This window comes from uncultured Sphingopyxis sp. (genome assembly GCF_900078365.1).
Lineage (GTDB): Bacteria > Pseudomonadota > Alphaproteobacteria > Sphingomonadales > Sphingomonadaceae > Sphingopyxis.
The window spans coordinates 836,591-852,625 of the sequence record NZ_LT598653.1; the positions used below are offsets into that span (position 1 = coordinate 836,591).

General features: G+C 62.7%; 11 protein-coding genes. 6 read left to right on the forward strand and 5 right to left on the reverse strand.

The features are described from left to right. Position 1: 1 nt before the first annotated feature. The 5 genes from QZL87_RS03695 to QZL87_RS03715 all read right to left on the reverse strand — a co-directional run bounded on the left by QZL87_RS03695 (position 2) and on the right by QZL87_RS03715 (position 3,185). Positions 2–658, reverse strand: a complete 657-nt coding sequence (locus QZL87_RS03695) for a response regulator transcription factor (protein ID WP_362988571.1) — start codon at positions 656–658, stop codon at positions 2–4. After that, on the reverse strand, positions 655–1,176 hold the full coding sequence (locus QZL87_RS03700) for an Rrf2 family transcriptional regulator (RefSeq protein ID WP_295323881.1): 522 nt from the start codon (positions 1,174–1,176) through the stop codon (positions 655–657). The genes QZL87_RS03695 and QZL87_RS03700 overlap by 4 nt, the downstream gene beginning before the upstream one ends. Positions 1,177–1,298: 122 nt before the next feature. Further along, a complete protein-coding gene (locus QZL87_RS03705) occupies positions 1,299–1,910 on the reverse strand; it encodes an outer membrane beta-barrel protein (RefSeq protein WP_295323882.1) in 612 nt (203 codons plus the stop codon). Between the two features lie 76 nt (positions 1,911–1,986). Beyond that, on the reverse strand, positions 1,987–2,412 hold the full coding sequence (locus tag QZL87_RS03710; RefSeq protein WP_295323886.1) for a hypothetical protein: 426 nt from the start codon (positions 2,410–2,412) through the stop codon (positions 1,987–1,989). A gap of 23 nt (positions 2,413–2,435) precedes the next feature. Beyond that, positions 2,436–3,185 (reverse strand): SDR family oxidoreductase, encoded by a 750-nt coding sequence (locus tag QZL87_RS03715; RefSeq protein ID WP_295323888.1) that lies wholly within the window; start codon positions 3,183–3,185, stop codon positions 2,436–2,438. Between the two features lie 98 nt (positions 3,186–3,283). Here QZL87_RS03715 and QZL87_RS03720 point away from each other — a divergent pair, with 98 nt between their 5' ends. From QZL87_RS03720 to QZL87_RS03745, 6 genes are all read left to right on the forward strand, one after another. Further along, complete coding sequence (locus QZL87_RS03720; protein ID WP_295323889.1) at positions 3,284–4,177, forward strand: LysR family transcriptional regulator; 894 nt, start codon at positions 3,284–3,286, stop codon at positions 4,175–4,177. 731 nt (positions 4,178–4,908) lie between these two features. Continuing rightward, positions 4,909–5,448, forward strand: a complete 540-nt coding sequence (locus tag QZL87_RS03725) for an RNA polymerase sigma factor (protein ID WP_295323891.1) — start codon at positions 4,909–4,911, stop codon at positions 5,446–5,448. After that, positions 5,441–6,397, forward strand: coding sequence for a FecR domain-containing protein (locus tag QZL87_RS03730; protein ID WP_295323893.1), 957 nt, complete (start codon positions 5,441–5,443; stop codon positions 6,395–6,397). The genes QZL87_RS03725 and QZL87_RS03730 overlap by 8 nt, the downstream gene beginning before the upstream one ends. Beyond that, positions 6,394–8,745: a TonB-dependent receptor gene (locus QZL87_RS03735; RefSeq protein ID WP_295323895.1), complete on the forward strand. Its 2,352-nt coding sequence runs from the start codon at positions 6,394–6,396 to the stop codon at positions 8,743–8,745. Before QZL87_RS03730 ends, QZL87_RS03735 begins: the two co-directional genes overlap by 4 nt. Before the next feature lie 136 nt (positions 8,746–8,881). Beyond that, a complete protein-coding gene (locus tag QZL87_RS03740; RefSeq protein ID WP_295323898.1) occupies positions 8,882–14,575 on the forward strand; it encodes an autotransporter domain-containing protein in 5,694 nt (1,897 codons plus the stop codon). A gap of 59 nt (positions 14,576–14,634) precedes the next feature. Further along, a complete protein-coding gene (locus QZL87_RS03745; RefSeq protein WP_295323900.1) occupies positions 14,635–15,786 on the forward strand; it encodes a TIGR03032 family protein in 1,152 nt (383 codons plus the stop codon). Positions 15,787–16,035: the final 249 nt, after the last annotated feature.

Genomic DNA, 16,035 nt, shown 5'->3' on the forward strand with positions numbered 1-16,035 from the left:
TCTAGGCGGTGATAGATTCCCGTACCTCGAGGGGCAATTTTTCCCAGGCACGAATCAACTCGCCGACCGATGCCGCTTGCATCTTGCGCATCACATTACTGCGATGCAGCTTCACGGTAATCTCGGTAATCCCCAGATCGTAGGCGATCTGTTTGTTCAGGCGGCCGAGTGCGACTTCGCGCATGACCTGCGCTTCTCTCGGCGTGAGCGTTGCGTAGCGCTCGATCTGTTCTTTAACGATCCGCGCGTTCGCCCGGTCAGCGATGTCACGCTCGATGCCCGCCGTGACGGCATCCAACAAAGTCTGATCACGCACGGGCTTGGTCAGAAAATCGATCGCCCCAGCCTTCATAGCCTGGACGGACATGGGGATATCGCCGTGCCCGGTCAGGAAGACGATCGGTTTCGAGATCCCGACCGACGCAAGATGCTGCTGAAGATCTAGCCCGCTCGATCCCGGCATGCGGACGTCGAGGACGAGACAGCCGGCGCGATCGAGAAGCGGTGAATCGACGAGGTCGCGTGTCGAGGCGCAGCATTCGGCCTCGATTCCGACCGACAACATCAATTCGCTGATCGCGGTGCGAACTTCCTCGTCGTCATCGACGACGAATACGAGTGGAGCTTCCTTCGACTCGGAGAGGTGATTGGTCATCATTGCATATCCCTCGCTTGCGCATGCGATGATCCGGTACGACGTGCGGCGATCCGTCGTTCGAACCAGGCGCGGGTGTCGGCGCCGAATTCGCTCGGAGCCTTGCGCTCCAGCCGCCCGCCGATATCGGCGAGCGTCTCGCTCGCCAGCGCATCGCGCATCGCTTTTTCCGCCTTGAGCATGACCGCGTGGATCGAGCAGACACCCCGCGTCGCCCAGTCGGGTGCATCTCCCTCGAAAAGCGGACAGCGCGTGCGGATTTCCTGGCATTCGAACAGCGGTTTGCGGCCTTCGATCGCATCGACCAGCTCGAGTACGCTGATCGTCTCCGGAGACCGCGCTAGGCGATAGCCGCCGCGTACGCCTTCCGCCGCAACTACGATTCCCGCCTTTTCGAGCTTTGCGAAAATCTTCGCGGCAAAGGTTGGCGACACGCCTTGAAACGTCGCGAGGTCGCGCGCGCTACGCGGTGCCTCGCCCGCATCGATCAGGCCGAGCAGGCAATGAAGGCCATATTCCACGCTGGCGGTCAAATGTGCCATAACGAGGATTATATTTGTCCGCGTTTGACAGGACAAGAAAATCCTTTCCTGCCCTGTCAATGGCTTGGGTTTTTCACGCCGGATGCGGGCGAGGCCTGGCGTCAGAAATGCCAGGCGATGCCTGCCAGGACCTGATGGCGATCCCATTTGGTGCCGCCGCCGCCGAGGTCGCTGTATCGATATTCGACGCGTGCGGAGATCCGGTCGGTGACGGCGCGCTCGACGCCCCCGCCGACCGACCAGCCGTCAAGATTATCCTTACCGCGGCGCGGCCCCTCAAGATCGAGGATGCGCACTGCGGTCCGGACATTCTCATAACCGCCGCGCGCGTAGACGAGCGTCTTGTCGGTAACGAGATACCCCGCGCGAATGCCGAGATCGAAACCATATTCGGGGTTGATGGCGGCGGACGCATCCTTTTGCGAGCGGGCGAGGCCATCGTCGAAACCGAAATTGACCGCGCCTTCGGCAGACAGCACGACGCCAGCGGTTGGCTGGAGATTGTAGCCCACGAAGATGCCGGCGGTTGCTGAATCTCGCTTGTCGTCGATCCTGCCCGTGCCGAGATCGGTATCGACCGTTCCGAGCTTATTCTGACTCCAACCGGCCTGCGCGCCGACATAGGGGCCCTCGAACGTCTGTGCGGCAGCCGGCACCGCGATTCCGGCGGCCATGGCCGCGCCGAGTGAGAGGGGGAGAGCGAGATATTTCACGGGTCTATTTCCTTTTTGCTCTTGAGAAAAATGGGCGCGCGCGGACGGGGGAGGGGGAGGCCGCGCGCGCCCTGGGTCAGGCCGCTTTCCGACGTGGAGGCAGAAAGTTGCCGTCGATGCCGCCCGGCCAGGGCGTCACCGTTTCACCGGCGACCATCCAGGTGCCGGAATCCTTGCGCAGGCGAAGCTCGTACATCGCGGGCGGCGCCTCGGGGCTCATCCGGCGATAGAGAATCGCCGTCGCATGATCGCCCTGCTGCTCGACGTGCAGCACGCGATGTTCGGTCGACAACGGTTCTTCGCCGGCGTCGCGTCGCGAGCGGAATTCGGCGATGGAATCGTCGCGCCGCACCCGGGTCACATGGCCGTCGCTGCCCAGAACGAGGAAGGTCTGGTCGGGCGTGTAGAGCCTTTCCATGCCTTCGATGTCGTAGGCGCTGCCGACATGGACGACGTCGTGGATCAGCGCGGCGATGGCGGGGTCGATTTGCGTATCGGTCATTTCAAAGTCTTTCCAATGAGGGGTCAAAGCAGCGCCATGCCGCCATCGACGCGCAAGTTTATGCCGGTGACGAAGCTGCTGGCGTCCGATGCCAGGAACAGCGCGGCGCGGGCTAGCTCGTCGGGCTGGCCGAGGCGCCCGAGCGGGATCGCGCCCGCCATCATCCCGGCAAAGGCTTCGCGATCTTCGGGCGCGACGCCGAGCTTGCCGAGGATTTCGGTCTCGGTCGGTCCGGGGCTCAGCATGTTGACGCGGACGCGCCGCGCCTTGAACTCGAGCGCCCAGCTCCGCGCAAAGGCGCCGATCGCCGCCTTGCTGCCCGCATAGACGGCGTGGCCGTCGAGCACCTTCTCGCTCGCGAGCGAGCCGACGAGGATGATCGATCCACCATCGCGCAGCGCGGGAGCGATCGCCTGGACGCCGAAAAAGGTACCGCGCGCGTTGATGCCGAACTGAGTGTCATATTCGGCCTCGGAGACCTCGCCCGACGGCGTGATCGTGTTAACGCCCGCATTCGCCATATAGATGTCGGCGCCCCCGAAGCGTTCGCGGACGAGATCGGCAACATGGGCGTGATGCGCAGGGTCGGCGACATCGCCCCGGATCGCGGTCGCGGCAGAGCCGATGGCCTGTACCGCATCATCGAGCGCGTCTTGACGCCGCCCGGTGATCAGCACCTGTGCGCCTTGTTCGGCAAAGAGCTTGGCGCTCGCGAGCCCGATGCCGCTGTTGCCGCCGGTGATCACGGCGACCTTTCCCTTCAGATTTGTCATAATCCACCTCTGTTGTTGGAGACGAGGGTGGATTTGGCTTTTCTTTCTCGGAAAATTAGTATGGACAAGGTCACATCTTTTTTTCCAAAAACTATCGAATGACCATTGGAGTCGAATCCACGACCGGGCTTTATGCCTTTGTTCGCGCCGTAGAGGCGGGCTCCTTCAGCGCCGCGGCGCGGATTGCCGGTACGACGCCGTCGGCGGTATCGAAGAGCGTCGAACGGCTCGAACAGCGTCTCGGCGTGAAGCTTTTCCTGCGTTCCACCCGTTCGCTCGCGCTCACTGTCGATGGCACGGCTTATTATGAGCGCGTTGCACCGTTGCTGCGTGCGCTCGACGATGCGGGCGATGTGTTGAGCGGTGTAACGCGCGCTCGCGGTCTGCTCCGCGTCAGCCTCCCGGGCGTGCTGGGACCCACGCTCGTCGAACTGATTACCCGCGATTTCATGCCGGGACATCCCGAGATAAGGATCGAGATCGATATTACCGACCGCCATGTCGATCTGGTGCGCGAGGGTTATGATGTCGCGGTGCGCGTCGGGGAGGTTGAGGATGTCGACTGGATGGTCCGCCGCCTTGCGACGTTGCCGCTCATTCTCGTCGCATCGCCCGAATGGCTCGATCGGGTAGGTTTTCCCGCCACGCGCGAGGCGCTCGCGGATCTGCCGCACGTCCGCTACCGCTTTGGCGCGCGCGCTTATCCGATCCGGTTTGCCGACGGCGGCGAACTGCTCCCCGAAGGCGTCCTCGATACGGATTCGGGTCAGGCGATGCGGATCGCGGCGCTCGGCGGTGTTGGAGTCGCGCAGCTTCTCCGACTTGCGGTGGCTGACGACCTCGCGACAGGGCGTCTGGTCGAAGTATATCCGCAAGACAGGCTCGCGTCGGTTCCGGTTCAGGCCCTCCACGCGTTCGGCCGCCTCGCCCCGTTGCGGGTGCAACTCTTCACGGAATTTCTCGCCGGGATGCTGGCGCCCCATTCGGTCTGATCGCTCCGTGGGGGGAGCGATGCTCCGGTTCAGTCTTGTACATTTCTTGCCTTTCGGCATCAGGTTTGCATCGTCCGGTTGGCCGGTTGGGGCGCATTTTCCTGCAATGCCGCGAACACGCGCCCCGGGGGAGAGCTTGGGGGAGCGATCGGAAATCCCGGAAGGCGTCGCAATCGACGGCGACGCGGCCAACCGACGGGAAGGGGAGGTGCGCGGCGACAAGATATTCACCGCTCGCCGCAGCGCCTTGCAAAGGACGAACCCGCTTTCATATCTCGATCCTCCAAAGTGCCGTCAATTACGACACCCCGGAGGCTATGTAGTTCGCCGCTTTCGGTCGATTGGATCGAGGGAGCAGGAGGAATATACTATCGGATAGGTGTTATTGCCGAGATTGCGAGGGAGCCTTCGCGATAACAACGTTCGGGTGCCCTTCGCGCATCGAACGGCATAGGTGCCGTATGCGAACTGTCGAGCTTCGTGCCCGGCCTCGTCAGGAGATCAAGATCACGGCAAAGGACCATGGTCGGGTATCTTCCAAGAAACCCGAAAGGAATGGCCGTTTTGTCCGTCAGCGCGACCGTCCACCTCAAGTCTCCATTTCTTTCTTCCCCCACGAAAATCCCAAGCCTTCCCGTGAAATACGCCTGCCGGAGCGGGCAAGCGGCTGGACACCGATAAGGGCGCTCTTTACCTAGTCCCGCGACAGCTTACCGGGAACGCATCGAAAATTGTCTGAGACGATTGCGCATGATCATCGGCGTGGGAGCTCGCTCGAGGAAGTTTTTCTCGACGAACGCGTCCGGCTACTCGCGTTCCTCCGCCGGATCGGTGCCGGGGAAGACGCCGAGGATATCCTGCACGATGCATGGATCCGGATTCGCTCGCTCGACCGGCCGATGCCGGCGGAGGCGATATCATATCTTTACCGGACGCTTCACAATCTGGTGATCGATCGTCGGCGTTCGTCGCGCCGTCTCGTTCATCGCGATACGCATTGGGCGGAGGCGGTGGGCGATGTCTCCGGCCGTTGCGCGCAACCGGACAGCGAGCGACGCCTGCTTGCGATCGACGAAGTGCGCGCTATCCACGAGGCCATCGACGCGCTCGGTGAGCCGGGTGCGGATATTTTTCGTCGGCATCGTCTGCAGGGTCAGACGCAGCGGGCCATAGCCGATGAACTTGAGATGGGCCTGAGTACGGTCGAAAAGCACCTGCGCCGCGCTTATGCAGCGTTGCTAGCGTTTCGGAGGGCGGGCGACGATGTCTGATATCGCGTCGCGCAAGGCGCCGGAAAGGCTGCGCGAAGAGGCGCTCCGGTGGGTGATCCGACTGCGCGAAGCCGATGCCGCGGATTGGCAGGCGTTCGAACAATGGATGGCGCACGACGCGCGGGCGGCGGACATTTATTGGGATATGGCCGTTGCCGACGCTGACGTGGAAGACGCTTTGGCACGGCCGCGCCCAGCGGCGTCGGTTCCTCCGCCTGCCGAGCGCGCATCGACGCGTAAGTGGTTTGTCGGAGGCGCGCTCGCGCTCGCGGCATCGATCCTGTTGATCCTCTTTGTACCACCCGCGGACAGCAGCTATCCGATCGAAACCCTGTCCGCCGAACCGCGGCGCATCGCGATGGACGACGGAAGCAACATCCTGCTCGACGGGCGTTCGAAGCTCATGCTCGATCGCAAGGTACCCCGCCGCGTGCGGCTGGAGGAGGGCGCCGCGCGCTTCACCGTCTCGCATGATGCTGCTCGACCGTTTCGCGTCGACGTCGGTGAAGCCGAGCTCGTCGATCTGGGGACCGTCTTTTCGGTGACGCGGCAGAACGGGATTGTTCGTGTCGAAGTGGCAGAGGGCGCTGTGCGTTATATTGGCGGCGGCGCGAGGCGCGACTTGAACGCCGGCGATACTTTGCGGATCGGCCCAGACGGCCGCCTCGTGCAAGGGCGCGTCGATCCGGCCGACGTCGCTGCCTGGGCGAACGGACGGTTGAGCTATACGGCGGTCGATGTATCGGCAGTAGCTGCCGATCTTTCGCGATTAACGGGTCAGGACATTGCCGTGGATCCGGCGGTTTCCAAACGCCTTTTCAGCGGTGGCTTCGCGCTCGGAAATCGTGATGCCAACACGCTTCGTCGTGCCGCGGCTCTGATGGGGCTGACAGTGCGCGCGACCGACGACGGCTGGATTCTGGAGGCTCCTGCTTCGGGTTCGAAATGAGAGTCGCTGCCGGTATGATCTTGCTGGCGGCGCCGGTTGCCGCGCAGGCTGCGGGCGAGGCAGCGGATATCGACGTGCCGGCGGGCCCGCTCGGCAAAGCTGTCGCGGCACTCTCGCGGCAGGCGCGTATCGATATCGGGGTCGACGATGCATCGCTCCACCGTATCGCGACGTCGCCGGTTCGCGGACGAATGGCCGCCGAGGCCGCGCTGGACCAAATGTTGCGCGGGACGCCTGCGACATGGCGGCGCGGGCGCGGCGGGTTGTTTCATATCGTGAGAAGGCCGCGGGCGATGGCAGTACGCGCTTCGCTGAGGCCAGCGCCGCCTGCCGCGCGCCCGGCGGCGCCAGTCCGGCCCGCGGAGATAATCGTGACCGCCTCGAAACGCGATATTCTCCTGGCCGATATTCCGGGGATGGTCACGGTCCTGCCGGGCGATTCATTCGCCAACGGCATTGCTCCCGGCGGCGAGGCAATTGTGCGGCGGCTGTCCGGCGTCGGGTCGACGCATTTGGGCCCGGGGCGCAACAAATTGTTCGTCCGCGGCATCATCGATTCAAGCTTCCATGGCCAGGGTCAGGTCGCAACAGCGCAATATCTCGACCATGTCCAGATCAACCATAATGGTCCCGATCCCGATCTTCGCCTTTACGACATTGCGGCAGTCGAATTGCTCGAGGGACCGCAGGGGACGCTCTATGGCGCAGGGGCAATCGGCGGGCTGATCAGGGTCGTCTCGAACCGGCCCCGGCTCGACCGGATCGAAGGTCGCGTTGGCGCCGGGGTTTCGCAAGTCGCGCATGGCGCGATGGGCGGAGATATGGCAGCGGTATTTAATATTCCGCTCGTAAAGGGCACCGCTGGCCTGCGCGTCGTGGGCTATTCTGCGCGCGAGGGCGGCTATATCGATAACCCGTTGCTCGGTCTCTCGGACATCAACGGGGTGACAGTGCGGGGCGGGCGAGCTGCGATGCGCGTCGATGCGGGAGGGTGGACGATTGATGTCGGCGGTATATTCCAATCGATCGATGCCGATGACAGCCAGTGGACCGATCGTGAGGGAGCTAAGCTCAGCCGATCGAGTCTGGCGCGCGAGGCATATGTTAGCCGCTACCGGCAAGCGAATGTAGCGGTCGAGCGGGATTTCGGTGACGTTCGCCTGGTTTCCAGCCTTGCCTTGGTGCGGCGGGCAGGCACGCAGCAGTTCGACGATGGAAAGCAAATCGCGCCTTTCGTGGTGACGCAGCGCGCCCGATCGAAACTCATCGTCGGCGAGACGCGTCTTTCGAGCCGGCGCCCGGACGGCACCGGCTGGGTTGCCGGTATCGGCTTTCTCGATAGCGACAGCCTGATCCGGCGGGCAAACGGGGATGGCGAAGGTCTTGCGGCGCAGCGGCAGAGTTCCGCCAACCGCTCGCGAGAGTTAGCACTTTTCGGTGAAGCGAATGTGGGTGTTGCGCGCGGGGTCGCATTGACCGGCGGCTTTCGCCTTAGCCGGATACGGCTTCACGGCACGGCGTGGGCGAAGGGCGATCTCAGCACGCTCCCGGGAAATGGGAAACCCCTCGGCGTCGAGCTTTCCGGCAGCGATCTGCGCGTGCTCCCCAGCCTGGCACTGTCTGTGCGCCCTTCGAACAATATGATGTTGTACGCGCGCTATCAGGAAGGATTCAGACCTGGGGGTGTCGGTTTGGCCGGGCCTATCCCTGAAATCTATCGTGGCGACCGGCTGCGATCATGGGAAATCGGGCAGCATCTGCAACTGGGCGGCGGCGTTCGGGTCGCGATCGCCGCCTCTTATGCGCGGTGGCATGGAATTCTGGCTGAAATCGTCTCGCAGTCGGGAGACCTGATGACGGTCAATATCGGCGATGGCGGGATTGCATCGATCGAGACACGGGCGGACTGGAGATCACCCAGCGGATGGAGTTTGAGCGGTGGGGGCTTCGTGGCCCGCAGTCGGCTGACGCGTTCGAACATCGGAACGGTTGCTGTGCGCGGGGCGCGGTTGCCGAACGTCCCGAACATCGGACTTCAAGCGAGCGTGGGCCGCGAATGGCGGCTGGGCGCGGATCTGAGCGTGAAGCTCGCCGCCGATGTCCGCTATGTCGGTGGCTCGCGGATCGGGGCAGGGCCAAGGCTCGACGCGGGGCAAGGCGATTATATCGACGATCACCTAACGCTCCGCGTCGGCGATACGCGTCGCGGGCTCAGCCTTGAATTTACCAATCTTGCCGATGCCGCTTCGAACCGTTTCGCGATTGGAACGCCCTATCGCATCTATCACCCGCAGGCGACGCCGCAGCGTCCGCGAACGATCCGGATCGGTTTCGACGCGGCCTTCTAAGGTCATGCAGCAGAATATTTTCGTCGACCATAAGGTGTCTTCGAACCGACGTCGTTCTGTCATCATCGGGTCCGTTCGTTTCGTTTGAAACGGCTTTGCACGTCGGACCCCGAACCGGATGACAGGGAGTTTGACGTTGCAGCAGTTTTCGGGCTTCGGCATTGCATCGCACCATCAGTATCGCGCACGGTCGCGCCGCGTCGGCCTGGGACTGGGCACGTGCCTTGCCGGCGCAGCAGCGGCGTTGCTGGTCACGGGGGTTCCCGTCGCTGCGCAGGCGAACCCCGATATTTCAATGCTCCGCGCTCCGCTTCACAAGGTGGAAGGTGCAAGCGTCGAGACCGCGGTTGCGGATCCGGAAGACCTCACCATACACCTCGATGAGGGCGTCGTCCTGACCACGGACGACGACTATCAGCATGGGGTCACGCTGACCAATTTTACCGGCGGATCGGTTACGGTCGATGCCGCCGGGGCATCGGTCACGACGAAGGGCACCGGCGCGATCGGTGCGGTGGCGATCGCAGTGGACGGCAATGCCACGATCCAGATCGGTGATGTCCTGACAACCGGCGACGCGGCCAACGGGATCGTCGCGGGTTCGGCGAATGGCTCGGTGGGCGTAGAGGCCGGGCAGGTCGTAACCGAGGGTGGAAACGCGTTCGGCATTCATGCAACCGGTTATGCCGGCCCGATCAATGTGTCGGCGGCGTCGGTACGAACGTCAGGCTCATATGCTACCGGCATTCACGCCGTATCGAACGGCGAGGTGACGATCGATGTCGGTGACGTGCGCACGACCGGCGACAATTCGGTCGGCGTCAACGGACAGGCTGGTCAGCGACCGGCTTATGATGAGGATACCGGTCTGCCGATCCTGTCGGATCCCGCCGACCTGACGATCCGGGCCGACAATATCGAAACCCGCGGCCATTCGTCGGACGGGCTGATCGCGACGAATTTCACAAAGGGCAATACCTCGGTCGAAATCGGTAGCGTCAGCACATCGGGCGACAATAGCTGGGGAGCCTATGCCGGCGGTTTCGGAAATGTCTCGTTGCATGCCGGAACGGTGGAAACGACGGGCGTGGGCTCGGTCGGCCTTGGCGCGGTCAGCTACTATGGAGACGTCGACGTGTCGGCGGGCAGCGTTGTCACGCGCGGGGACTTCTCCAATGGTGTGAATGTTGTCAATTACGACCCGACCAAGTCGACCTCGATTGATCTTGGGAGCGTAGAGACGCACGGCAATTCGTCCACCGGTGTTTATATGGGCGGGCCCTATTGGCAATATAACGAGGGGCAAGCGGTCGTCTTGACCGCCGATACGGTGATCACACATGGCGTCAGCTCGGCGGCCGTCGCCATCAGGTCGGGCGGGGATTTGACGATCGATCTTGGCCAAGTGGTTGCCGAGGGTGACCGCTCGCGCGGTGTCGCTATTGCGTCCGGCTGGGGTGATATTTCGCTGACGGTCGATAACGTCGTAACCAAGGGTGAGTCGCAATATGGCCGCGATACGATCGGTATACGGATCGGAACCATCCGTGGGTCGGTCGATGCCGCGATCGGTTCGGTGGAGACGAGCAGCCATAATTCGCCCGCAATCCTGACGAGTGGCTTCTACACCGACCAGAATTTCATCATTAGCGGAAAGCTGCAAACCGACGGATATCATGCCTCGGGTTTTCAGGCGGACATCGACACAGGGACGCTGACTCTCGACGCGGCATCGATCGCGACAAAGGGCGACGCGAGCAACGGCGTGAAAGTCGGTATCCGTTCGGGCGAGGTCGATATCCGCACCGGCGTTATCGAGACGTCCGGCGAGAATTCGGCCGGCATATTGGTCGAGAGCGTCAGCTATGACGGTCAGGCACATCATGTCGCGGTCGATGCAGGCTCGATCACGACACGGGGCGGCAGGTCGGCTGGCATCAACCTGCTCGCGCTCGGCGCGAGTGCCGATATCGAGGCAGGCAACATCACGACCTCGGGTGACTATTCGGCCGGGGTCAGCGCGGTCGCCGTCTCGGGCATCGATCCCGTCGGCAATCCGTTCGGCGGCGATCTAAATATCGAAGTCGGCACCGTCGCGACGAAGGGTGACGATGCGCCCGCGATCGACGCAATTGCCTATGGGGCGATCGCGATCAAGGCCGAGAAGGTTGTGACCGAAGGAGCGCGCTCGACGGGCATCAGGGCACAAGCTTATGGTGATATCTCGATCGACGCAGGCACGGTCGAAACCGACGGCGATCGCGCCGACGGCATCAATGCAAACAGCAATATCGGCGGCAGCGCCGGGGGCATCAAAATCGCCGTTAATAGCGTCACGACGACGGGCACGGCGGCGAGCGGCATTCGCGCTGAAGCCTATGGCGGTCCGGTCGATATCAAAGCGGAAAGTATCAAGACCAGCGGCTACGGGGCCGACGGGATCTTCGCCTGGAGCTATATGGACGATGTGTCGATCGATGCAGGGACGGTTGCGACCGGCGGTGACGGTGGTCGCGGCATCACGGCTTATTCGGGCGGTACGACGACGGTCGTCGCGGGCGACGTCTCGACCACCGGTGCTGGTACGTCCCCTGATTTCGACGCCGGCGGCATCAAGGCTGTCGGTGCTTCGGTGATCGTCAGGGCGGGGAATGTCAGCACCAAGGGCGACTATTCGAGCGGCATCTATGCCAACAGCAATTTTGTCAACGATAACGGCCAGGTGCCGCGAGACATCAGCGTGACCGCGGCCAGCGTTTCGACCGAAGGCGCTTTCTCGCACGGGGTCGTTGCGATCAATACCGCCCGGCGGGCCGATATCGACGTCGATGTCGGCAGTATCAAGACGCATGGCGACTATTCGATCGGCATCTACGCCGCGGCGCCCACCGGCAATATTTCCGTGAAGGCGGATAGCATCGAAACCAACGGAAAGCAGTCGGCGGGTGTCGTGGCGATCAGCAACTATGGCGGCATCGGCGTCGATATCGGGTCGATCACGACGACAGGCGAAGGTGCGGCCGGCATCTACACCTATGCCGGTGGCGCGCCAAAGGCCGGCGACACGACGACTGCGATCCTTGCGGACAGCATTACCACCAGCGGTAACTATGCATCGGGTGTGATGGCGATCGGTGCCAGCGAAGGCGTTCACCTGAATATCGACGTGGATAATGTTTCGACGAGCGGGACGGGTTCGCGGGGTGTTTTCGGTTACGGGCTGGGGGACATTGCGGTCAACGCCGGGACCATCGCAACCTCGGGCGAGGGCGCCTCGGGTGTCGAAGCCTTTTCCTTCTATGGCGATGTGAAGGTCGGCGCGGCGAACATCTCGACGGCCGGCCAGGCCGCGACGGGGATATATGCGAGCACGTTGACCGGCGATGTCGTGGTCGAGGCCGGCGACCTTGCGACGCGGGGCAGCTTTTCATCGGGCGTGCGCGCGTTCAGCCGCACAGGTGACATCACGGTCACCGGCGCCGGCGACATTCGTACCGAAGGGGATTATTCCTACGGCGTCCTTGCCTTTGGCGAGGGTTCTATCGCAATCAAAAATACCGGCCGGGTAGAGACGGCGGGCAGCTTCGCGCACGGGCTTTATGCGCTCGGTCGCGGGGACGGCCTAACCACGGTCGTCAACAGCGGCTCGGTAGCGGTAAACGGCGATTATTCAAGCGCAATCCGGGCGTTGGGCAGCTATGCGGGCGGCGGCGTCAAGGTGGTGTCGACAGGCGATGTCACCGCTATCGGCGAAAATGTCGGCGGCATCGTTGCGGTGATTCCGCGGGCGCGCGGCAGCGTACCGGCGGTGGCGCCGGCCGTCGAGATCGACGCCGCCCGGGTTACGGTGAGCGGTTCCCCGTCGGTCGGGATTTTGGGGCTCAATTATTGGGGCGATGTCCGCATCCGTGCCGACGATGTAAAGGTCGAAGGCGCCGGCATCGGCATTTCCGCAATAGCTCTCGGAAACATCTCTGTCGAAGCGGGGAATGTCGAATCGGGTGGCCGCGGGATATTCCTCTCCGCGGCCGGCGGAAACCGTCTGACCGTCACGGGCGACGTCATCGCGAAGAATCACGTTGCGATCGAAATGGGCGCCGGGTCGGGGCAGTCGGTCCTGAATATCGCCAAGGGGGCCACCGTGATCGGCGGCGGCAAACGTAATCCGGCCGACGATCCCTATACCGGCCCCGGAAACGCTATCATCGTCGGATCGGAGTCGGGTGTCGTCATCAACAATGCCGGTACGATCCGCAATCTGGGGGACCGTTACACGATCTTCGTCGTCGACCAATATAACTATGACTGGACGCCGATCCCGGGCGCAGGAAGCTGGATCGACAACAGCGGCACCATCGAGGGTAATCTCCGGCTGACGGCCGGCGAAGACGTGCTGGTCAATTCCGGCGAGTTTCTGGCAACCAAGGATTCGATCTTTGGCGAAGGTGACGATCTGTTCGTCAATAGCGGTGTCGTTCGCATCGGGTCGACCGGAATTGCGACTGAGGGCGGCCGCGCCGCCGGCGCGCCGACGTCGGTGACGTTCGCGGGTCTCGAACGGTTCGAGAATAGCGGAGCCGTCGACATGCGGAACGGCATCGCCGGGGATCGTCTGGTGCTGTCGGGTGCCTTTACCGGAACGGGCGGATCGACGCTCGCTCTCGATGTCGGCGCGACCACGGCCGACCAGCTGGTCGTGGAGGGCGCTGCAACGGGATCGACCAACGTCGTCGTCGCCACGCTGCCGGGCAAAGCGACGCTGTTCGCGGGACCGGTCGCGATCATCAAGGTCGGCGCGGGATCGGCGGCCGACGCCTTCAAGCTCGACAAGGCCGACATGGGCTTCATCCGGTACAATATGCGCTATGACGCCGCGACGGGAACCTACAGTCTTGGCACGCAAGTCGGCAGCTCCGCCTATCGTCTTGCCAAGCTCAACGAGGCCGCGCAGGCGATATGGGACAAGTCCGCGCAGTCGTGGAGCACACATATGGCCGAGCTGCGCGACGCCGACGGCGGTGGCCGGCGGTTGTGGGGCCAGATCTTCGGGGGCGTGGTCGACCGTGACAGCGCGATTGACGGGGCGCCGCTCGACTATCGGCAGGACTTTTTCGGTGCGCAGGTGGGCTATGACCTTGGCGGCGCGGAAAGCGAGGACAGTAGCACGATCTTCGGGGTCACCGGCGGCTATCTGAGTTCGAAGCAGCATTTTGCCGGCGGAAACGAGCGTGCCGATTTCGATGCCCTCAATCTTGCCGGCTATGCAAGCTATCGCGGCAAGCATGTCTTTGCGAACCTGCTCGGCCAGTATAGCCATTACCGGATCGCTGCGCAGGGCGGCATCGGAGACGAGCGCTGGTCCGACAAGGTCGGCGGCGATGCCTATGGCGTGCAGGGCGAAGTCGGCGTGCGGTTGGGATCGGAGAAAATCTTCATCGAACCTGTCGCGACGCTTGCCTGGCAGACAAGTTCGATCGACGCGATCGAGGCATTCAGCCACCGGATCGACTTCGACAACAACAGTGCGGTGACGGGCAAGATCGGCGCGCGTTTCGGCGCTGCGCTGGGTAGCGAGGGAGGGACGCAGGCGGTGCTGTACGCCCGCGGCAATTATGTCCATGCGTTCAGCGGCAAAGCGGGGCTGCTCTTTTCAAGCGGTGACGTCAGCCAGTCGATCGTGACGCCGCGTACCGACGACTATGGCGAGGTAGCGGTCGGGCTTAACATCCTGTCGAAGGGGCCGGTGAGCGGTTTCATCGAGGGCGACGCCACCATCGGAAGCGGGACGAAGGGTGGCGGTGGCCGCGTCGGCGTCCGCTTCAAATTCTGAACCATTTCGAACCCCTGCAGGGCCCGGTTTCGTACCGGGCCTTGCCTGCATGAGCGAGCATGATGAGCAATTCCGACACATCCGAAGTGCAATCGGTCCAAGCCCCGGCTACCGGACGGGCCTATGCGCCCGGCGCCGGGCCCGAAGCGGAGGCCGGCAAAACAAATATCTCGGTGTCGCGGGGGCTGGCCGGCTGGCTGACGGCGCGGCGGACGAGCCTGGCTTTCACCAGCTATCAGACCGGGCAACTGTTTCTGGTGGGCTTGCATCCCAATGGCACAGTGTCGTTCAACCAGCAGAATTTCAGTCGCGCGATGGGCGTGTGCTGGCGGCCGGGGCGGCTCTATCTGGGGTCGCTCTGCCAGCTCTGGCGCCTCGAGAATATCTTGCGCCCGGGTGAGGTCGGAAATGAGGCATTCGATGCGGTATTGGTTCCACGCAACGGCCAAACCACGGGCGACGTCGACATCCACGAGGTCGCGGTCGACGAAGAAGGCCGAGTCATTTTCGTGAACACCAAGTATAGCTGCCTAGCGACGCTAGACCTCAGGCATAGCTTCAAACCTATCTGGAAGCCGCACTTCATATCGAAACTTGCTCCTGAAGACCGCTGCCATCTCAACGGGCTGGCGATGCAGGATGGCCAGCCGCGGTATGTCACTGCGGTCAGTCGCTCGGATGTCATTGCGGGGTGGCGCGAACGACGGCACGAAGGGGGGGTGCTTATTGACGTTCGGTCCGATCGAATCGTTACCGACCAGTTATCCATGCCGCATTCGCCGCGCGTCGTCGGGGACAACCTCTATGTGCTAGACAGTGGCCGCGGTCGGATCGTCCGCATCGATCCGGCGACGGGCGAAAAAGCCGACATCGCCTTCTGTCCTGGGTTTCTGCGGGGGATGTCGATCTTCGATGGCCATGCGATCGTGACGGTATCCAAGCCGCGTAACGGGAGCTTTGCGGGTCTGTTGCTCGATGGCGAACTCAAAACGCGCGATGCCGAACCTTGGTGCGGCGTGCTGATCGTAAATCTGGGAAGCGGGGATATCGTCGAGTGGATTCGCCTTGAGGGGCACATCACCGAATTGTTCGACGTGGCGACGATGCCGGGCGTGGTCTGTCCGATGTCGATCGGACCCAATGCGCCCGAAATGCAAAACACGATCAGTTTCGAGCAGATCGCTTTGTCGACATTGGGGCAAGCGGCCTGACGCGTTAACTATCTGATATCGTCGGGCCCCAGAAATTTCTTCGGAGTTTTCGCGCGGAGCCATTTTGGACCCGTCACGAGCTATCTCCCAACACCATGCTTGTCCACGTCAACAGGGACTCGAACCTGTGCCTTAAAATTGACTCAGGTATCGACGTTGGTATCGAAAGAAATTTTGAAATTTTATATAAATAATTCAGTCATTTGAATGTCCTTTTCGAGTGTTCTTCTGGCACCACTAACCCTTCCT